The organism is Acinetobacter sp. YH12076 (assembly GCF_013419525.1).
Taxonomy (GTDB): domain Bacteria; phylum Pseudomonadota; class Gammaproteobacteria; order Pseudomonadales; family Moraxellaceae; genus Acinetobacter; species Acinetobacter amyesii.
In genome coordinates, this window is the sequence record NZ_VOZY01000016.1 from 18,730 (window position 1) to 37,995 (window position 19,266).

General features: G+C 41.9%; 19 protein-coding genes. 8 read left to right on the forward strand and 11 right to left on the reverse strand.

The annotated features are described in order from the left end of the window. Positions 1-4 precede the first annotated feature (4 nt). From recF to dnaA, 3 genes are all read right to left on the reverse strand, one after another. Complete coding sequence (gene recF / locus FTU22_RS14325; RefSeq protein ID WP_180095123.1) at positions 5-1,087, reverse strand: DNA replication/repair protein RecF; 1,083 nt, start codon at positions 1,085-1,087, stop codon at positions 5-7. A 23-nt stretch (positions 1,088-1,110) separates the two neighbouring features. Continuing rightward, a complete protein-coding gene (dnaN, locus tag FTU22_RS14330) occupies positions 1,111-2,259 on the reverse strand; it encodes a DNA polymerase III subunit beta (RefSeq protein ID WP_180095125.1) in 1,149 nt (382 codons plus the stop codon). A 108-nt stretch (positions 2,260-2,367) separates the two neighbouring features. After that, positions 2,368-3,753, reverse strand: a complete 1,386-nt coding sequence (gene dnaA, locus FTU22_RS14335) for a chromosomal replication initiator protein DnaA (RefSeq protein ID WP_180095127.1) — start codon at positions 3,751-3,753, stop codon at positions 2,368-2,370. 659 nt (positions 3,754-4,412) lie between these two features. Here dnaA and rpmH point away from each other — a divergent pair. The 5 genes from rpmH (at position 4,413) to mnmE (ending at position 8,521) form a co-directional block, all read left to right on the forward strand. Continuing rightward, positions 4,413-4,547: a 50S ribosomal protein L34 gene (gene rpmH, locus FTU22_RS14340; RefSeq protein WP_000831329.1), complete on the forward strand. Its 135-nt coding sequence runs from the start codon at positions 4,413-4,415 to the stop codon at positions 4,545-4,547. Between the two features lie 31 nt (positions 4,548-4,578). Beyond that, entirely contained in the window at positions 4,579-4,971 is a 393-nt protein-coding gene (gene rnpA, locus FTU22_RS14345; RefSeq protein WP_078189509.1) for a ribonuclease P protein component, read from the forward strand. 9 nt (positions 4,972-4,980) lie between these two features. Then, positions 4,981-5,301: a membrane protein insertion efficiency factor YidD gene (yidD, locus tag FTU22_RS14350; RefSeq protein ID WP_111885710.1), complete on the forward strand. Its 321-nt coding sequence runs from the start codon at positions 4,981-4,983 to the stop codon at positions 5,299-5,301. A 5-nt stretch (positions 5,302-5,306) separates the two neighbouring features. Continuing rightward, positions 5,307-7,073 carry a membrane protein insertase YidC gene (gene yidC, locus FTU22_RS14355; protein ID WP_180095129.1) on the forward strand — a complete coding sequence of 589 codons (1,767 nt, stop codon included), beginning with the start codon at positions 5,307-5,309 and terminating at the stop codon, positions 7,071-7,073. 92 nt (positions 7,074-7,165) lie between these two features. After that, a complete protein-coding gene (gene mnmE, locus FTU22_RS14360) occupies positions 7,166-8,521 on the forward strand; it encodes a tRNA uridine-5-carboxymethylaminomethyl(34) synthesis GTPase MnmE (RefSeq protein ID WP_180095131.1) in 1,356 nt (451 codons plus the stop codon). Positions 8,522-8,606: 85 nt separating this feature from the next. Here mnmE and FTU22_RS14365 read toward each other — a convergent pair whose 3' ends face one another. From FTU22_RS14365 to FTU22_RS14375, 3 genes are all read right to left on the reverse strand, one after another. Further along, positions 8,607-9,785 carry a hypothetical protein gene (locus FTU22_RS14365; protein ID WP_180095133.1) on the reverse strand — a complete coding sequence of 393 codons (1,179 nt, stop codon included), beginning with the start codon at positions 9,783-9,785 and terminating at the stop codon, positions 8,607-8,609. Positions 9,786-9,913: 128 nt separating this feature from the next. Then, complete coding sequence (locus FTU22_RS14370) at positions 9,914-11,089, reverse strand: MFS transporter (protein WP_257225949.1); 1,176 nt, start codon at positions 11,087-11,089, stop codon at positions 9,914-9,916. 115 nt (positions 11,090-11,204) lie between these two features. Next, positions 11,205-11,471, reverse strand: coding sequence for a metal/formaldehyde-sensitive transcriptional repressor (locus FTU22_RS14375; RefSeq protein ID WP_078194474.1), 267 nt, complete (start codon positions 11,469-11,471; stop codon positions 11,205-11,207). Between the two features lie 56 nt (positions 11,472-11,527). Between FTU22_RS14375 and dmeF the strand changes: the two genes are divergently transcribed. Continuing rightward, positions 11,528-12,478, forward strand: coding sequence for a CDF family Co(II)/Ni(II) efflux transporter DmeF (gene dmeF, locus FTU22_RS14380; protein ID WP_180095135.1), 951 nt, complete (start codon positions 11,528-11,530; stop codon positions 12,476-12,478). Positions 12,479-12,594: 116 nt separating this feature from the next. After that, a complete protein-coding gene (locus FTU22_RS14385; protein ID WP_180095161.1) occupies positions 12,595-13,293 on the forward strand; it encodes a DsbC family protein in 699 nt (232 codons plus the stop codon). Between the two features lie 76 nt (positions 13,294-13,369). Here the strand turns inward: FTU22_RS14385 and FTU22_RS14390 are convergent, their stop codons facing one another. The 3 genes from FTU22_RS14390 to guaD all read right to left on the reverse strand — a co-directional run bounded on the left by FTU22_RS14390 (position 13,370) and on the right by guaD (position 15,874). Further along, positions 13,370-13,627, reverse strand: coding sequence for a GlsB/YeaQ/YmgE family stress response membrane protein (locus FTU22_RS14390; RefSeq protein WP_180027157.1), 258 nt, complete (start codon positions 13,625-13,627; stop codon positions 13,370-13,372). A 178-nt stretch (positions 13,628-13,805) separates the two neighbouring features. Then, positions 13,806-14,333 carry a hypoxanthine phosphoribosyltransferase gene (gene hpt / locus FTU22_RS14395; RefSeq protein ID WP_078194457.1) on the reverse strand — a complete coding sequence of 176 codons (528 nt, stop codon included), beginning with the start codon at positions 14,331-14,333 and terminating at the stop codon, positions 13,806-13,808. Between the two features lie 224 nt (positions 14,334-14,557). Then, complete coding sequence (gene guaD / locus FTU22_RS14400; RefSeq protein ID WP_180095136.1) at positions 14,558-15,874, reverse strand: guanine deaminase; 1,317 nt, start codon at positions 15,872-15,874, stop codon at positions 14,558-14,560. Between the two features lie 264 nt (positions 15,875-16,138). Between guaD and FTU22_RS14405 the strand changes: the two genes are divergently transcribed. Then, positions 16,139-16,717, forward strand: a complete 579-nt coding sequence (locus FTU22_RS14405) for a nucleotidyltransferase family protein (RefSeq protein ID WP_180095138.1) — start codon at positions 16,139-16,141, stop codon at positions 16,715-16,717. A 64-nt stretch (positions 16,718-16,781) separates the two neighbouring features. On the opposite strand, the gene FTU22_RS14410 is transcribed toward FTU22_RS14405, so the two are convergent. Then, positions 16,782-17,747 (reverse strand): TerC family protein, encoded by a 966-nt coding sequence (locus tag FTU22_RS14410; protein ID WP_180095140.1) that lies wholly within the window; start codon positions 17,745-17,747, stop codon positions 16,782-16,784. A 302-nt stretch (positions 17,748-18,049) separates the two neighbouring features. After that, entirely contained in the window at positions 18,050-19,243 is a 1,194-nt protein-coding gene (locus FTU22_RS14415) for a sugar transporter (protein ID WP_180095142.1), read from the reverse strand. Between the last annotated feature and the right edge of the window lie 23 nt (positions 19,244-19,266).

The following is a 19,266-nucleotide window of genomic DNA, read 5'->3' on the forward strand; positions in this document are numbered from 1 at the left end:
TATTTCATTGCACAACAGCCTGCACCGTACCATTTTCAACTTTGAATAATTGATAAGAAATAGATAAATCATGTAAGTGTTTTTGCACTGAATCATGGTCTAAAGTGGTAATAAAAACTTGACTACCAAGATGGCTTAAACGCTCAATTAAACGCTGTTGTGCGGTTAAATCTAATTCTGCTGTCAGATCATCTAATAATACCACAGTTTCCTTATTACAAGCATGTAGCATTGCAATCTGTGACAGTTTTAACGCCATGATCAATAACTTTTTTTGCCCACGTGAGAGCACAACATCAGCATCCCCCATAGCAGTTTTTAACCTTAAATCTGCACGGTGCGGACCATACTCAGTATAGCCACGTTCGCAGTCTTTAAAGTGCTGATTGGTCAGATCATTCAGCAGTCCTGTTTCAGCATGAAAGCCTGCACTATATTCCAATGTCACTGTTAAATCAGGCAATAATGCTTCAAGATCTTGTTGGAAATATCGAGTCCACTGTTCCACCACATTGCTGCGTAGACTATGTAATATCTCACCATAGTCACTGAGCATTTTGTTCCACGGTTCTAAGTCAGACAGACTCAAATGACGTCGTGATTTCAGTAAACTATTCCGCTGTTTTAATGCCCGTGCATAATATTGCCATGCATGGTAAAACTCCGGTTCCACGTGGAACATCAACCAATCTAAAAGTTGACGTCGTGGCTTCGCACCATGATCAATAATATCGGTACTTTGTGGATCGATGAGTTGTAGCGGTAAAATCTTAGCCAACTGCCCTTGTGTCCCCACTAGGTCGCCATTGACTTTAATCACTTGCTCGCCCGACTGCATTTTTTGCATACCAATGCGGTCTGTTGCAGACTGCGCAAAGACAACAGCGTCAGGGCTATTATTTTGAATATAGTTTTTCGGAATATGGGTTCGAAAAGAACGTCCGGTTGCCAGCAAATGTACTGCTTCTAATACAGACGTTTTACCTGAACCATTTTGCCCATAAAAGACATTAAACGGCTGCAACCCAGAGAGTGCAACCGTCTTTAAATTTCGAACACGTTCTACATGTAAACGCGTGATATGCATAATAATTGAGACGTCAGTCCGAATTAAACACGCATTGGCATCACAACATAGGTTTGATCTTGTTGCTGTGGATCTTGTACCAATACCGACTGGTTCGCTTCTGTCATGGTCATTGCAACATCATCACCATCCAATACATTCAGAACTTCCAATAAGTACTGTGCATTAAACGACATTTCCATCGGTGCATCTGCATATTGAATCGCAAGATCTTCGATTGCTTCATCTTGCTCAGGGTTATTGGCACGAAGTTGTAAAGTGTCCGCATCAAACTTCAAGAATACGCCGCGCAATTTTTCATTACTCAAAATTGCAACACGTTGTAGCGATTGCTTGAAAACATCATGTGCAATGCGCACGTTTTTATCGCCACCACGTGGAATCACACGGCGGTAGTCTGGGAATTTACCATCGATCAATTTTGTGGTGAAACGTACGGTAATATCACCCTGCTCTTTATCACGGCTGGCAATGGTAATTGTTACATTTAATAATTCACGACCAATTAACAACGATAATTGCTCGTCTTCAACACTCAATAGACGCTGCAATTCACCTACGGCTTTACGTGGAACAATCGCTTGCATTGCTTGTGTCGCATTCGAGCTTGCCGCTGTTTCACACATCGCCAAACGGTGACCATCGGTCGTTACTGCACGCAATTGATTTTCATCAATTTCAAGCAAAGTACCCGTCAAATAAAAACGCACATCTTGAACCGCCATAGCAAAAGACGTTTTTTCAAATAAACGCTTTAACTCACGTTGAGTCACAACGACTTGAGTGCCTTGAGTATTTTCAGTGGTTAATAATGGATAGTCTTCTGCAGGCAAAGTACCCAATACAAAACGACTGTTGCCAGATTTTAAAATACAACGTTGGTCTTCAGTAATTTGCAAATCAATCAATGCCGCTGACGGTAATGATTTACAGATATCCATCAATTTTCGTGCAGGAACAGTCGTCACCCCTGCTTGTAAACATGCACCTTCAGTAAGTGGTGTACTTGCAACCAGTTCAACTTCAAGATCTGAACCGGTAATGGTCAAAGCTTGCTCTGTTACCTGTACTTTTACATTAGATAAAATATTTAAGGTATGGCGACGCTCAACCGCTCCTACGACATGTGACAGAACATTCAGTAAGCTTTCTTTCGCGATTTTTAAACGCACAATACATTCCTCTAAAAACTGAAGACAGACAAAATAAATTAATTTTTTAGCAGTGTACTATGCGGCAGAATATACCGCATTGCAAGAACAGAATTTGAACAAAAAGACTTAACTTTGCAGCAGACGTTGCAAGTTTTTATAGTCCTCATTGAAGATTGGATCTTCTTCTCGCAGGCTTTGTACTTTTTCACACGCATGCATCACCGTACTGTGATCACGATTACCAAAAGCCATACCAATTTCAGGGAAACTATCACCTGTCAGCTCACGTGCTAGCCCCATAGCCAACTGACGTGGACGTGCATAAATACGTGTACGTTTTGGGCCAACCAATTCTTTCAGTGGAATACGGAAATACTCGCTGACCACACGCTGAATATTTTCAGTACTAATGGTACGTGCACGAATCGCTAACACATCTTTTAATGATTCACGCACCACATCAAGGTCGATTGGAGTGCCTTTAAAACGAGAAATGGCTACGACTTTATTCAGCGCACCTTCTAGTTCACGGACATTGGCAACCACCTGTTGAGCAATAAACAGCGCACAATTACGTGGAAGTTCCACGCCATTGCTTTCCGCTTTTTTCAGTAAAATTTCAATACGGGTTTCAATATCAGGCGGTTCAACACCCACCGATAAGCCCCACGAAAAACGTGAAACCAACCGTGGATCCAACTCAGTCAGTTCTTTTGGATAACGATCCGAAGTTAAAATGATTTGCTTAGATTCATCTAATAACGCGTTGAAGGTATAGAAAAACTCAACCAAGCTGGCCTCTTTACCCGCTAACAAATGAATATCATCCACCAATAACAAATCTAACGAACGACAATTTTTCTTGAATTCTTCGACCTTACCTTGCTGTAGAGAGCTCACAAAGTCTTGTACAAAACTTTCAGCCGTCATGTACATCACACGTGCATTCAGCTTCGCTTGTAATAATGCATTACCTACGGCTTGCATTAAATGGGTTTTACCTAAACCAGTCGGTCCATATAAAAATAACGGGTTATGCTGTGAAGCACCGGGCTGCGTCAAAACTTTACGACAGGTTTCTGCCGCCATCTGATTGGAACGGCCTTCAACAAACAAGGAAAAGGTAAATAATGGGTTAAGCTGACGCTTACGGTTATTTTTTGAAGACGTCTCTTCTTTTTCTTTTTTTAGACGATTCGGTGCAGACACATGCGGCGTTGACTCTAATGCTGCGGTGGTTGTTGCAGGTTGTTCAGCTGCAGATAAAATTGCACCAGGCCGTGAATCAACCAAAATCTCGACTTTACGTACCCGACCTTCAGACAACTGTTCCGCTAAAATAGAGATCAGTTCTAAATGGTGTTCTTGAATATAGCGTGTCCAATACGGATTCGGTGCATAGAGTTTTAGACTATCACCTGCATCTTCTGCCACTAGTGGGCGTATCCACATTGTATAGACATTTCCTGAAAGCTCTTGTCGCAAGCGAGTTAAGCAGTCTGTCCAAAGCATGTGAAACCCCTATTTCAGTCCATTGTACGAAAAAAATAATTCAACCCCGCCTAAGCGGGCAGCCATTCTAACCATCTTATCCACATCTGTCATGAACAAATCAGTCGAAATCGATCAAAAAAACGCAAATTGAGTTTAAATTTAAATTTAAATCACGTGTGGATAAGTTTATCCGCAAGCTGTGGATAAATTGTAGCACAAAGTTATCCACAAACTATCAAAATTATAAAAACATCGTTATCCACAGTGTAATTATTTGTTTTTTAAATCTAAAAATGCGTTTTCCACAGAAAACATCAACACTAATAGTAATAAATTTAAATTTTAAAATTTGAATTTATTTATAAGATCGACCCATTCTGGGGATAACTTGATGGTTGGTTTAAATTCAAATTTAAATTCATAAAAACCAATTCACAAATTTGAGATTGTGGATAAATCTGTGAGTAAACTTGAAGATAACTTAAATAATTAATATATACAATGATTTAGTTTGTGAATATTTTAATTTAAAACTTTCTGACTGATTTCTAATCCTTATATTATCTTGATATATCACAGCCTAGATTTTGAAAGAAAGCGTGTTTTTCATTGACAGCTCAAGCAATGAGCACTAAAATCGCGAACCTTTACTGAAAGATCATTTTTGGAGTTTCGATATGAAACGTACTTTCCAACCTTCTGAGTTGAAACGTAAACGCGTTCATGGTTTCCGTGCTCGCATGGCTACTAAAGCTGGCCGTCAAGTATTAGCGCGTCGTCGTGCAAAAGGTCGTCACAGCTTAACTGTTTAATTTCAGTTAAGACTGTCAAGACTTGGGTGTTATGACAACACTTTACGGCTTTAGCACAGATGTGCGAATACACTGTGCTGCCGATTATAAAAGTGTGTTCGATGGTGCGCTTTTTAAAGTGCATCAACCCCATTTCTTATTTCTAGCAAAAATCTCCGAACAGCCGAATAGCCGTTTGGGTATTGTTGTTGCTAAGAAAAAAGTGCGCCGCGCACATGAAAGAAATCGAGTAAAACGACTTGCACGCGAAAGTTTTCGCCTGCATCAACAGCAGTCTAATGTATTAGATATTGTCGTTATGCCAAAAATGGGCATAGAGGCGGTACCGAATGCAGAGTTGCATCAGCAATTACAATTTGCTTGGCAAAAATTGCAGCGCCTTGCAAATAAGCATAAAAAAATAGCTACCTCCCCACAAGCGTAGAGATGACCAATGGTTCGTTTACTGCATTGGCTCATTCGTTTCTATCAGATTGCGATTAGTCCTTTATTGGGACCACGCTGTCGTTATATTCCAACATGTTCTCAATATTCTTTGGAAGCAGTCCATCAACATGGTGCTGTACGTGGAGTGTGTCTAGCTGTTCAGCGTATTTGCCGTTGTCATCCTTGGGGCGGTTCAGGCTATGATCCTGTTCCATCAAAAGCAATTCGTTTTATTTCATTTCAGCAAATAGATTCTCAAACGCGTCACGTTGCTGTACCCTTTCGTGAACGTTTATTGAACCAAAATCACTCTAACCACTTGGGGTAATACCTATGCAACAATGGGCCAGGATTGCAATTCTAGGGGCCATGTTTGTTGTCGCATATTTGCTCATTTTGGCTTGGCAGAAAGATTATGGACATGCGGAACAAAAACCTCAGCAAAATGCTGCGGTGGTAACGCATGAAGTATCTGCCGATTTGCCAAATGGCCAGACAGCTACGGCTGCTACTGATGTGCCGCAAGCAAATAATGCTGCTACACAACAAACAACAGATGCCACTGCACCTGTTAGTCAACAGTTAATTTCAGTACAAACTGACCTTTACCATCTTTGGATTAATCCAAAGGGTGGCGATATTGTTCGTATTGAATTACTCAATCATGACAAAAATAAAGACAGCGACGAACCGTTTGTAATGCTTGAAAGCGATGCAAAACGTACTTATGTTGCTCAGTCTGGCTTAATTGGTCTTAATGGCCCTGACAGCAATCCGAAAGGACGTCCAACCTATGAGATTGAAAAATCTTCATATACGTTAAATGACGCAAAAGCTGTGAAGGGTAAAGATGGCCAAATAGCAAAAGTTTTGTCAGTACCAATGGTTTATAAAACAGCAGATGGTGTAGAGGTTATTAAAACCTTTAACTTCACTGAAGGTGAATACCCTGTTGTCGTGAATCATAAAATCGTGAACCGCAGTGCTCAGAACTGGCAAGGTCAGATGTTTGGTCAGCTTAAACGCGACAACTCTGAAGATCCAGGTAAATCTGATCAAGGTATTTTCACTTTAGGTACATTCCTTGGTGGTGCATGGGGTTCGCCTGAAGAACATTACAACAAACTTAAATTTGCCAACTTCAATGAAGAAAAATTGAATGTTGAAGCAACTGGCGGTTGGGTTGCAATGGTTCAGCATTACTTCGTGAGTGCGTGGATTCCTGGACAGATCAAATTAACGCAAGCCAATGGTCAACCGTATGCTGCGAAACTTGAGTCACGTAAATCTACTGATGATATGAACATTATTCAGTTCACTTCACCTGCAATCAATGTTCCTGCAGGAACTGTGGCAGAAGTAGATGCAACGTTCTATTCAGGTCCAAAAATTCAATCTGAATTGAAAGAATTGGCGGTTGGTTTAAACCAAACTGTAGATTACGGTTGGTTATGGCCTATTGCGAAATTATTGTTTGTCGGTCTTGAGTTTTTCCACGGTTTAGTGGGTAACTGGGGTTGGTCAATTATTCTATTGACCATTCTTGTGAAACTGATCTTGTGGCCTTTGTCATCGAAGAGCTACCGCTCTATGGCGAAAATGCGTGTGATTGCACCTGAAATGCAACGCATGAAAGAAGAGTTCGGTGAAGACCGTATGCGCTTCTCGCAAGAAATGATGGCATTGTATAAACGTGAACAAGTAAACCCACTATCAGGTTGCTTGCCGTTATTGCTCCAAATGCCGATCTTCCTTGCTTTGTACTGGGTATTGATGGAGTCTGTTGAACTTCGTCATGCGCCATGGTTAGGTTGGATTCAAGATTTATCTGCGATGGATCCGTGGTTTATTTTGCCGCTATTAATGGGCTTAACCATGTTTATTCAGCAAAGTTTGAACCCACAACCGGCTGATCCAATGCAGGCGAAAGTCTTCAAAATCATGCCAGTGATCTTTACGGTATTTATGTTGTTCTTCCCTGCGGGCCTTGTGCTTTACTGGATCTGTAACAACAGTATTACTATTCTTCAACAAGGTTTGATTAACAAATCTGTTGAAAAAGAACGTTTAAAACGTGAAGCGGCTGACTCAGCAAACTAAGCATTGCTGATGGGCTGAATAAATCCGCTTAAGATGGTAATCTTAGGCGGATTTTTCTTTATCTGTCGTTTGAAAATTTTTAGGTGAATTTTATGTTAAACCGAACCACCATCGCAGCAATTGCCACACCGCCGGGTCGTGGTGGTGTCGGCGTGATTCGCCTGTCTGGTCCCCAATCTTATGCCATTGCAGAAGCATTAACGCAGCAATCCCTGCCTGAAGCACGTTTTGCTGGTTTCCGTAAGTTTTTTGATGCATCGAATGAAATCATGGATGAAGGTTTGGTGATTTGCTTTCCAAATCCGCACTCTTTTACGGGGGAAGATGTGGTGGAGCTTCAAGGTCATGGCGGCCCCGTTATTCAAAATGCATTATTGGCGCGGTTACTTGAATTGGGCGCTATTGCTGCAAAAGCGGGCGAATTTTCAATGCGCGCCTTTGAAAATGGCAAAATGGACTTGGTGCAAGCCGAGGCGATTGCTGATCTGATTGATGCCACCTCACAAGCAGCGGCACGTTCAGCGGTACGTTCATTACAAGGTGCCTTTTCGAGCAAGGTCAATACGGTGTTAGAAAAACTTATCCATTTGCGTTTGCATGTGGAAGCAGCGATTGATTTTCCTGAAGAAGAAATCGACTTTTTGGCGGATGGTAAGATTTTGGGTTTATTGGATGAAGTGGCAAGCTCGGTCCATGCTGTACAGCAGTCTGCTCGTCAAGGTCAGCTACTACGTGAAGGTCTACAAGTGGTGATTGCCGGTAAACCCAATGCAGGTAAGTCTTCTCTACTCAATGCTTTGGCGGGTGTTGAACGTGCGATTGTGACGGATATTGCCGGTACGACACGAGATGTTTTACATGAAAAAATCAGCCTCAATGGTTTGCCGATTACCTTGACCGATACCGCAGGTTTACGTGAAACCGGTGATATCGTCGAAAAAGAAGGGATTCGCCGCGCAATTAAAGAAATTGAGCAAGCTGACTTGTTACTTTTGGTCTATGACTTGAGTCAGGGCGAAGATCCACTACAATTGGCTCAAGCGTACTTTGCCGATCATATTGAACCGAAGCGGTTGATGTTGATTGGTAACAAATGCGATTTGACGGGATCTACCGCGGAAATTACCGATTTAAACGGTTTTCGACATATTCGGGTTTCGGCTAAACAAGAAACTGGCGTTCAAGCGCTTATTGATGCGATTACAGCGCATGCAGGCTTTCAACCAGAGGAAGATACCTTTATTGCTCGAACACGCCATTTAGACGCAATGAAGCGCACTCAGCGCTATCTTGCAGAAGCACGTGAGCAGTTGGTGGTTTATCATGCGGGTGAGTTGGTAGCTGAATCTCTACGTTTGGCGCAAAATGCCTTAGGTGAAATTACGGGCGATTTCAGTGCGGATGATTTGCTTGGGAAGATTTTTGGATCGTTCTGTATCGGCAAGTAATAAAACGATTGAGCTCCTCATTTCACCTATGAATAGATTCATCCAAAGCACGATATTCGAAAACATCGTGCTTTTTTTACATCGTTTAGCGTGGGTTTGAGCCAAAAATGATTTTAAAGATTGTTCTCAGCACATCTTTTATTTTCATCCCATAAAAAGGATTGATTGCTGCTCTTTTTGAAGCTGCTTCAACTTTGACTTTGAGTGTTGCATAGTCTGGAAATTGTTGCTGTTGCGAGGATTTTTCCACCGCTGACAAAATATCAATTAAAAAAGCACGATTGATTTTTGAACTTAATGGAATGGATTGATACCACTGTTTTTCAAAGCGACGTTCTAAAAAGATATCGGGAATTTCGGGGCTAGTGGCATAAAACATGGCTTTGGTGCGCATACATTTACTGCATTGACCACAATTTTTTGGTCGAGCCCTATAGTCCACACAAATCGACAGGGTTTGTAAATCTAAGTCAGATTGGCTTAAAAATGCGGTTTTTTGTGATCGCGTGACATCATCGTCGAGGGTGATTAAGACCCCAGATCGGTTCTTCATCAATCGGTTGGATGCCGTATTTGAGCCATAGGGATGAACGAATAATTGTTGATCTAAACGGTAATCGGCTGAAATTCGATATTGCTGGTAATGTTCAAAAATCGAAGCGCAGGAAAACAGCGAAAAGATATGTGTGACATGCGAACCTTTAGGGTTACAGCCATATTTACTGTACAGCGTGTAAGCATCGGTTTTTACCACGCGACTTTGCTTAAAAACTTGGCTTCTAAAGTCATGGGTCTGATCCATTAAAGCCTGAAATTTTTCATGGTCATTAAATTTATAATCCATTCCATGCACAGTGAGACAATCAGAGTCTTGTCCATTTTCAAGAAAAGCTTTGTATGTACTATATGTGGAGTCAATTCCACCGCTAAAAAAGCTTAAATTTTGAGTGGTTTGGTTTGCCGGTGGTGTTTGGATAATCGATGCAGCACTGAGCATGACTGGTTGATATAAATCAGGCAACCAAGCGGCCCAGACAGTTGAAACCTCCCGTGCGGAGTGGAGGGTTTGTATTGAAATAGGTCCTTCTATATGCAGCGGGATGCCAAGGCGCATGGCAATGGGTAAAAAGCCCCAAACGATAAAATCATAGGTTTCTAATTGCGGTAAGGATTCAAACGGTAAAATATAGTGAATATTCCCGTATTCGCTGCTGGCGATGATTTGATTTTCCGCAGTGTTAATTTGACATTGAATTTTTAGCATTTTTTTAAATTTTTGAATCACATCACACAAGATCTTAATTTAATTGGATTGATTTTTATAGGGTTTCTTAATTGTTTTTGGGTTTAAGAAGCACCCCATACAAGATGCTTATTGAATAAGTTCAGTGGTTAATTGGTGTTAAGACTGCGGTGCCAAAGCAATAAGCCGATACACAATAAACCTACGCCCATACAAAAACCTAAAACACCGACGATCAAGCCGAAATGATCAGATAAATAGCCGGCTGCAATAATTGGAATAATGGTGCCTAGATATCCAATAAATAAATAGGTCGAGATCACTGCAGCACGGTTTTGATTGTTGGTCATTTGATGAACTAAGCCAAATGCGCCTAAAAGCCCTAGACCATGCCCTACACCGACTAAAATATCGCTAATAAAAAACAATGCACTCCAGTGTTGGGTCATACATAGCGCAAGGAGCGTATAGCTCAGTATTAACACTATTAAGCCGGCATTGACACATTTTGCAGAAGGAATCGATTTCGCCATAAATTGCACGACAGCGGAAACCAGCAAGATACTTGCAATGGCACTACCACTGACCAAAGGGCCATGCCATGGGATCGCATCTTTGACGAAAGAGGGTGCGAGTGATGCAAATAAGCTGAAGGAGCCAAAGGCACAAAAGGCAGTCAGTCCAGCGATATAAAATCGTGAATGATCACGCTTTTCAGGCAATTCCAAATGTGGTGCCACTGAAAAAGGCTGTGGCTCAAAATTCGGTGTGCGAATAAAAAATAACCATATTAAACACGCCAACCCCCCAAAGATCACAGGGATATAAGGGGTGACTAAAGGCTGTTCCGAAAATTGGGCAATCACTCCACCAATAAATGGGCCAAGACCAAAACCAATCACGGTAATGATTGAACTCAACTGTGGAGCATTATTTTTATGCGGTTCAGGAATGGTATAGACCAAACCAAGCATGGCTGAGGTGCTGATTAAACCCGAGGCAATCCCGATAATAAAGCGCCCGATAGATAACCACAGCGCATTACTGGCAAACACCGACAAGCTTAAACCTAAGATGATGCACGCCATACCGATTTGCAGGGTTCTTAAAAAACCAAAACTATTACTGGTACGACCTAAAAACAGCAAGGTCGCTAGGCAACCAAACATGTAGGCAACAAAGATATAGGTGATATGACTCGGCAGCAGTCCCCAAAGTTGTTGATAAATGGGATACAGAGGACTAGCTAGCGCTGTACCAATAGTGCCCATACAGAGTGCAAGGCTCACCATGATAAACGGTCGCCAAGAGGGAGATGTGGTCATTTTAAAGTCGCAGAGGTACAGTCAATAGGGTCAATATTGTGCTGTATGAGAAAGACGGAAATATGGGCTCAGTTTAATGCCGATTTTTTTCCATGGTCAAATCACATTTGTAACTTTATCCATAGCGTTTAAGCAGTTTTACAAATTCTTCCAGTTCTGCTTCATTGATTTCAGCATCTTGAGGTAATACATGATGGCGTAAATGTGCTTCGATTAATTCATTCATTAATCCATTTACAGCACCTTTGATGGCCGCAACCTGTTGTAAAACCTCGATACACCCTGCTTCGGGTTGCTGTAAAGCCAGTTCGACCGCATTGACCTGACCTTGTAGACGTTTAACCCGATTTAAAATCTTTTTGTCCTGATGTAAATGACTCAACACTTTCTCCCGAAAATAAATATACTATGGGGGAGTATATTTAAACATAGAACCTAATGAAAACTTCCCCATCCATCCGAATTCATCATCACCAATTTGATGAAGGTAATCCACTCGCACAAAAACGGATCTTAATTGCCACCATTTTAACGGCAGTCATGATGTTGTTAGAAGTCATTGGCGGATGGATTTTTAATTCGATGGCATTATTGGCTGATGGTTGGCATATGAGTTCACATATGTTGGCATTAGGCTTGGCCTATTTTGCCTATCGTGCGGCACGCCACTATGCCCAAGATGCTCGTTTTAGTTTTGGGACTTGGAAAATTGAAATTTTAGCGGGCTATAGCAGCGCGATATTATTGATGGTCGTTGCTGCATTTATGGCCTTTCATTCGGTGGAACGCTTATTCAACCCGGTCCAAATTCATTATAACGAAGCAATCCCTATTGCGATTTTAGGTCTGGTGGTGAACTTGATCTGTGCTTGGTTATTGCATGATGACCATCACCATCACCATCACCATCACCATCACCATCACCAGCATAGCCATGAGGAGCAGCATGATCATCATCACGATCTCAATCAGAAAGCAGCCTTCATGCATGTGGTTGCTGATGCGGTGACTTCGGTGTTGGCGATTGTGGCTTTATTTGCTGGAAAATGGATGGGCTGGGGATTTTTAGATGCGCTATTGGGGATTGTTGGTGCAGTGCTTGTCGGTAAGTGGGCCATTGGCTTGATGAAAGAAACAGGACAAACATTACTGGATGCGGAAATGGATCACCCTGTCGTTGATGAGATCCGAGAGGTTTTAATGCAATTGCCTGTCGACGTCGATGTGACCGACTTACATGTGTGGAAAGTGGGTAAAGGTCAGTTTTCATGTATTGTGGCTTTAGAAACCAGTCAGGCATTGAACGCCGATGAAGTGCGTCAAGCGCTGTCGATTCATGAAGAAATTGTGCATGTGTCTGTTGAAATTAATTCACCTGATGCAGCTTAATATGTTCCACGTGAAACGGCATGTAGCTATTGCGTAATGAACTGAAAAAAGCCCAAGACTTTCACGTGTTAAGGCTTAGAATGCTGAATCAATTAAATGTTGAAGTTGTTCGGTCTATGTTGAAAAAAATATGTGCGTTGGCGTTGAGTACCACCCTTTCGACTTTTGCTTTAGCAGATGCGGCACAGGTTCAAAAGCTCTTGGTAGAAAAGCACCCCAGTTTAAAAATTGAAAATATTCAAAGTACCGAAATGCCGGGCATATATAGTGGCTTTGTTGAAGATCAAGTTTTGTATTTGAGTGAAAATGCGGATTATGTGATCGCAGGTTCTATGATTCGTTTAAAAGATCAAAAAAATCTGACCAAACAATTGATCCTCAGTCAGCAAAAAACTGAGTGGAATAAACTTCCATTACAAGATGCGATTAAAACAGTCAGGGGGAATGGGAAGCGCCAAATCGCGATCTTTTCTGACCCAAATTGCCCATATTGTAAGAAGCTTGAAGTAGAGCTGGCAAAACTCAATGATGTGACCATTTATACTTTTATCACAGCCATAAAACCGCAGTCATTGGGGCCATCGAAGCAGATTTTTTGTGAGTCAAACCCTGCTATGGCCTGGGATAATTTAATCAATAAGGGAATTCAACCGAAGTCAGCGAAAAGCTGTGCAAACCCCATTGATCGAAATTTAAAATTAGCAAAAAGCTTAAAACTAAGTGGTACACCGGGAATCGTCTTTGCCAACGGTTCGATCTTAACCGGTGCATATCCTGCTGCTGAATTAGAATCGATGTTAAAAGAGATCAAATAATTTCAGCTGTACGGCATGAATAAAATATAGAAAAAATACCCGTCTATAGGCGGGTATTTTAATGGTGCTATAAAAATTAGACGCGGGTTTTTTTCGTTACAAGGTTATAGATAAACAACACGATGATCGCACCAATGACGGAAGCGATAAATCCAGCGGCAGAATTTTCTCCATATAGACCTAATAAACGTCCGCCATAGGTCGCAAGTAAGGAACCTGCTATCCCGAGCAGGGTGGTCATAATGAAACCTGCTTTGTCATCTCCAGGATGGATCGCACGTGCAATTAAACCAGCAATAAAACCAACAACAATCGCAACAATGAGTGACCACATAGTAACTCTCCTTTTGTTATCATGTATTTGTTTTTTACGACATGTTCAATCTTTATCTTTAATCAAAACTGCGCTGAGCTATAGCCTAAACATGCAAAAAACTGTTGTTTTTTTGTTCAAAATAACCCAAAAAATAAAAAAAAGTGGCCTTCGGCCACTCTTAAGTATCTGATCTTGCTTAGAGACCAATTTCGCCAATAAATGGAATATGACGATATTTTTGATCATAGTCCAAACCATAACCCACGATAAATTTATCTTCGACTTCAAAACCTAAAAATTTTACTTCGAGTTCAATCTCACGACGTGAAGGCTTGCTAACCAAAGTACAAAGCTCGATTGAATTTGGATTGCGCGTCTGTAAAATTTCTAAAACTTTGCTTAAGGTATTGCCTGAATCGATAATATCTTCAACCACCAAGACATCTTTATCTTTAATGTCGCCGTCTAAGTCTTTTAAGATTTTTACATCACGAGTAGATACGGTCCCACCGCCATAACTTGAAACGGTCATGAAGTCGAGTTCATGCGGTTTTGAAATTGCGCGGCAAAGGTCAGCCATAAAAATAACAGAACCGCGTAAAAGACCGATTAACACCAACTCTTTGTCGCTGTTAGCATAGTGTGCATCAATTTTTGCGCCAAGCTCTTTCACTTTAGCTTGAATTTCTTCAGTGGAAATCAGTACGCTCATTTGAACAGACATGGGTAGATACCTAAAAAAGCAAATCAAAAAATAAAAAAGGTGTTGACTTGCAACACCTCTAAAGATGAACCAATTTTAATACATCTGGCTTGCAGATGCATCTTTTTTGCCGTTGAAAATGTAATCAGTTTTTCTTGGAAGTGCTGTCACGCTTGAGTAAGCACAAACAAGCGACGGCAATCAGTCCAATTTTCAACGCTGTTTTTCGTCTCGGTCGATCCATTTTATGCTTTGACATACGCACATTGTCCATACACATAGGTGGCATGGATATTACGATCATCACCCATCAGCATCAGGGCAAATAAAGCATCTTCCAGATTTTTGGCACGTTGTTGACGTAGGGCTTGTAAAGCCGTGGCTTTTAAATCGAGCACCACAAAATCTGCTTCTTTGCCCAAATCAAAGTTTCCAAGTTTGTCCTCTAGGTCTAAGGCTTTTGCTCCCCCTAACGTTGCATGGTACAGCGCTTCAAATGCGGACAGTTTATCGCCTTGAAGTTGTTGAACTTTGTAGGCTTCATTGATGGTTTGTAGTTGGTTAAATGAGGTGCCTGCACCAATGTCTGTGCCTAAGCCGACTTTCACCTGTTTTTCCCATGTTGTCTTTAATGGAAATAAACCACTGCCTAAGAACAAATTCGAGGTTGGACAAAACGCAATGGCAGAGTTGGTCTGATGCATACAGTCCCATTCGGCATCTTCCAAATGCACGCAGTGCGCAAACACGGAACGTGATCCGGTCAGACCATAATGATGATAAACGTCTAAATAGCCGTTTTGCTCAGGGAATAATGATTTGACCCACGCGATTTCATTTTTATTTTCACTCAAATGCGTATGTACATAGACATCAGGATACTCGGCTTTTAGCTCCCCTGCCCGTGTCAATTGCTCAGGCGTTGAGGTTGGGGCAAAGCGAGGAGTGATGGCATACAGGTTACGGCCCTTGCCATGCCACTTCTCAATCAGTGCTTTGGAGTCGTTGTAGCCACTCTCAGCTGTGTCACATAATGCTTCAGGGGCATGTCGATCCATCATGACCTTACCGGCAATTAAGCGCATCTGATGCTGTTCTGCAGTTTTAAATAAAGCATCGACCGATTGTGGATGAACGGTACAAAAAACAAGAGCTGTTGTGGTTCCGTTTTTGAGTAACTCGTTTACGAAGAACTGTGCAATTTGCTCTGCATAAGCCGGATCTTCAAATTGGATTTCAGTTGGGAAGGTATAAGTATCAAGCCATTCCAATAGCTGTTCACCATAAGCCCCCATCATTTCCGTTTGTGGATAATGAATATGGGTGTCGATGAAACCCGGAACAATCAATTGATCTGGATAATGTTGTACTTCAACCTGATTTGGGAGATGGTGTTGGCCCTCAGACCATGGACCGAACCATTGAATTTTTCCGGCTTGCGTAATTAGCAAACCATCTTCGAAATAGCGCACTTGGTCGTGAATTTCACGTGCTTGGGCAACTGTATTCTGAATATCTAGAAAGCGACCACGGATCGCTGTAGATGCGATAACAGAAGACATGACATACCTGCAGTTTAGAATTTTTTCGGTTGATTGTAGCCCAATTTGGTTCAAAATACCGTTAGAGTAATTGTGAAAATGTGTTCTAAAAAATAGAACAACTGTTTATGAGTGATTCTGTTTTTTTGTTCATTGTATTTGATTTGAATAATACAAAAGCATTGAGCCGTGTACATTGCACGACGTATGAATAAAGACTTACAGGTGCAACGCTTGCTATATTGATCTCAAGAGCGCCCTTTAAAAAAGAGAATGAGCCCTTTAATGCACATGCGTTATTCAGACCAATTAAAACATGACCTATTTCAGCATCAAGGCATCATGCAGATTTTACATGCCCTGTATGCCATAGATACACAGGCTTATTTGGCTGCAGGCGTGGTTCGTAATTTGATTTGGTCACAGCGACATCAACAACTCTATGTACTGGAAGGAACAGAAGTCGATGTGATTTATTATGCGGAACATGATGATGGAACACAGGGTCAAAGGATTCAACAACAGATGCAGTTGAATTTTCCTCACATTCATTGGGATGTTACCAACCAAGCGACAGTACACCAGTGGTATCGCTTGGAAAATGGCGAGCAAATACAGGCGCTCAAGTCGATTGAGCATGCCCTATCGTTGTGGCCAGAAACTGCTACTGCCATCGCTGTTAAATTGGATGATCAACAACAAATACAGCTGATTGCTCCTTTGGGCTTAGATGATTTATTTGAGTTAAATGTCCGCTGGAACCCACGTTTAGTCAGTCAGGCGACTTTTTTGCAGCGTGTGCAGCAAAAACAATTTTTACAACGCTGGCCGAAACTCAAACTCTTGATGACGCCTGAAGCTTAGTCCAAGTTTTCGTTGCAGAATAAAAAAGCCTTCTCGAAAGAAGGCTTTTAATCATCTAAGTGTTTTAAAGCGTGGTTTGATGGTACTTCTTGCTGTGTCGGATCGATAACCACGCGGTGATGGTTAAGGTCACCACAATAAAGCCGAGTGAAATCCAAATTGGCATGTGGAACACATCGAGCAATAGCATCTTAGCGCCAATAAATACCAGGATAATGCCCAGACCATATGGTAAGTAATGCATTTTCGATGCAGCACCGGATAAGAGGAAGAACATAGCACGTAGACCTAAAATCGCCATTAAGTTTGCAGTCAGTACAATGAACGGGTCAGAGGTAACCGCAAAGATCGCTGGGATTGAGTCCACCGCAAAAATGACGTCCGATGCTTCAACCAAGATCAACACTAAAAAGAGCGGCGTTGCCCACAAGACACCATTTTGACGAACAAAGAATTTATCTTCATGCATCTGAGGGGTAATACGCATGTGTTTACGTAGCCACTTCAAAATCGCCATATCTTCGATATCTTTATCTTCTTCGTCTTGGCCTTTAAGGAATTTAAAGCCGGTATACACCAAGAACGCACCGAAGAAGTACAGCACCCAAGAGAATTCTTGAACGAACCATGCCCCAATAAAAATAAAGATGGTACGCAGTACAATTGCGCCGAGGACACCGTAGAGCAACAGTTTACGTTGCAAAGCCGGTGGAATGGCAAAGGCAGCAAAGATCATGAGCCAGACAAAAACGTTATCAATTGCGAGTGATTTTTCCAGCAGATAACCAGCGAAATATTCCATGACTTTGGTGTTTGCAACAGCGACACCAGCGGTTTGCTGTAAGTAGAGCCACAATGCACCACCGAATAAGGTAGCCACAGAGACCCATGCAATACTCCAATAGGCAGCGGTTTTGACTTTGATTTCTTGGCCTTTGTTATTTTTAAAGCCTAAAAAGTCGATGAGTAGCATGATGGTGACTAAACCGAAAAATGCCAGATATAGCCATAAAGAGCCAATCGTTTCCATGTGTATTCTCCACATCTAACAACCAGCCATAAAAAAACCTCGACCAGTTGCCAGACGAAATAAAACGCCTGAGACAACATGATCAAGGTCTCGCCTACATCGTACTGTAATGATTTTCAGCAGCGATGCTCAGATACCGACTTTTTGCAAAGTGTAATGACGATATTCTGACACGTAAAACAAGGTTTACGTTTGGAGGAGGCTACTCCCCTTGTTCAAATTTTGTTTTGGACACTGTCCAAATATGCGGCAAAGCATGACAGTTTTTAGTTCAAAGTGCAATCAGCAATTTACGAATTCATTTAATGTGCCACAGGAGGGTTAAAATCACCACGGTGTACCAACGCTAAGGCTAAAAGTGTGCCGATCACCGCGATGATTCCTCCGATCACGCCAATATAACTCAAACCGAAATGTACGCTGACCATGCCGCCCAAGAGTGCGCCACCGCCAATCCCAACATTATAAAGTCCTGAATAGATAGCCATGGCGACATCGGTGGCATCGGATGCGAGAAGCAGCGTTTTTGACTGTAATGCGAGACCAAATCCAATGATACTCATGCCCCACAATAAGCACACTGCACTTACACCTGCAAAACTCAAAGAAACAGGAAGCAACAGCAGCATCGATAAAGCCAGTGTGGCTGTACTTAAAGGAATCGCAACTTTGGGATATTTCCCACCAAATTTTCCAAAGAGATAAGAACCTAGAAAGCCTGCTGCACCAAAGATTAATAACAACGTGGTGGTTTGCATGGAGCTGAATGCAGCAATGTTGAGCGAAAACGGTTCGATATAGCTATATGCGGTAAATTGCGCGCTAATGACGATAATGGTTAATGCAAAGACCATCATTAAGCTTGGACGGCGAATAAACTGTTTTAGGCTGCTCAGCGAGCCAGAGTTCAAACTCGGCAGTATCGGCAGCGTTTTGGCTAAAATTAGGCAAACGATACTTGCGCCAATGCCAATCAGAGCAAAGGTATTTCGCCAACCATAGGCTTCTCCGACCATACGCCCAAACGGAATACCGAGAACCATTGCCAAAGCTGTGCCTGTGGCTAAAAGTCCCAAGGCTTGAAATTCTTTGCCTTTCGGCGCAACACGAACTGCCAGTGATGCGGTAATGGACCAAAAAAGTGCATGCGAGAAAGCAATGCCAATTCGACTGAGCAATAAAGTATTAAAGCTCCATGCGAAATACGACAGAATATGGCTGACAATAAACACCATAAATAAGCAAATCAGGAGTGAACGACGTTCAATATTTTTGGTCAATAACATGATCGGCAAAGAAATCGGCGCAACCACCCATGCATAAAGCGTAATCATGATGCCGACATCGGTCGCGGCTAAGCTAAAGGTTTTGCCAATATCGCTGAGCAACGCGACAGGTACAAATTCAGTGGTATTAAAAATAAATGCTGCGAAAGCCAAAGCAATCACAGCCGTCCAAGAGCCAGAAGAAGCCGTTTCGGAGGGAGAGGCAGACATGAGTGTCTTCAAATAAATAAAGT

What these genes read in the sequence shown, in the direction of transcription:
- recF (WP_180095123.1), bottom strand. Translation starts at nt 1,087, where the DNA reads ATGCATATCACGCGTTTACATGTAGAACGTGTTCGAAATTTAAAGACG.
- dnaA (WP_180095127.1), bottom strand. Translation starts at nt 3,753, where the DNA reads ATGCTTTGGACAGACTGCTTAACTCGCTTGCGACAAGAGCTTTCAGGA.
- rpmH (WP_000831329.1), top strand. Translation starts at nt 4,413, where the DNA reads ATGAAACGTACTTTCCAACCTTCTGAGTTGAAACGTAAACGCGTTCAT.
- rnpA (WP_078189509.1), top strand. Translation starts at nt 4,579, where the DNA reads ATGACAACACTTTACGGCTTTAGCACAGATGTGCGAATACACTGTGCT.
- yidD (WP_111885710.1), top strand. Translation starts at nt 4,981, where the DNA reads ATGGTTCGTTTACTGCATTGGCTCATTCGTTTCTATCAGATTGCGATT.
- yidC (WP_180095129.1), top strand. Translation starts at nt 5,307, where the DNA reads ATGCAACAATGGGCCAGGATTGCAATTCTAGGGGCCATGTTTGTTGTC.
- mnmE (WP_180095131.1), top strand. Translation starts at nt 7,166, where the DNA reads ATGTTAAACCGAACCACCATCGCAGCAATTGCCACACCGCCGGGTCGT.
- FTU22_RS14365 (WP_180095133.1), bottom strand. Translation starts at nt 9,785, where the DNA reads ATGCTAAAAATTCAATGTCAAATTAACACTGCGGAAAATCAAATCATC.
- FTU22_RS14370 (WP_257225949.1), bottom strand. Translation starts at nt 11,089, where the DNA reads ATGACCACATCTCCCTCTTGGCGACCGTTTATCATGGTGAGCCTTGCA.
- dmeF (WP_180095135.1), top strand. Translation starts at nt 11,528, where the DNA reads ATGAAAACTTCCCCATCCATCCGAATTCATCATCACCAATTTGATGAA.
- FTU22_RS14385 (WP_180095161.1), top strand. Translation starts at nt 12,595, where the DNA reads ATGTTGAAAAAAATATGTGCGTTGGCGTTGAGTACCACCCTTTCGACT.
- FTU22_RS14390 (WP_180027157.1), bottom strand. Translation starts at nt 13,627, where the DNA reads ATGTGGTCACTCATTGTTGCGATTGTTGTTGGTTTTATTGCTGGTTTA.
- hpt (WP_078194457.1), bottom strand. Translation starts at nt 14,333, where the DNA reads ATGTCTGTTCAAATGAGCGTACTGATTTCCACTGAAGAAATTCAAGCT.
- guaD (WP_180095136.1), bottom strand. Translation starts at nt 15,874, where the DNA reads ATGTCTTCTGTTATCGCATCTACAGCGATCCGTGGTCGCTTTCTAGAT.
- FTU22_RS14405 (WP_180095138.1), top strand. Translation starts at nt 16,139, where the DNA reads ATGCACATGCGTTATTCAGACCAATTAAAACATGACCTATTTCAGCAT.
- FTU22_RS14410 (WP_180095140.1), bottom strand. Translation starts at nt 17,747, where the DNA reads ATGGAAACGATTGGCTCTTTATGGCTATATCTGGCATTTTTCGGTTTA.
- FTU22_RS14415 (WP_180095142.1), bottom strand. Translation starts at nt 19,243, where the DNA reads ATGTCTGCCTCTCCCTCCGAAACGGCTTCTTCTGGCTCTTGGACGGCT.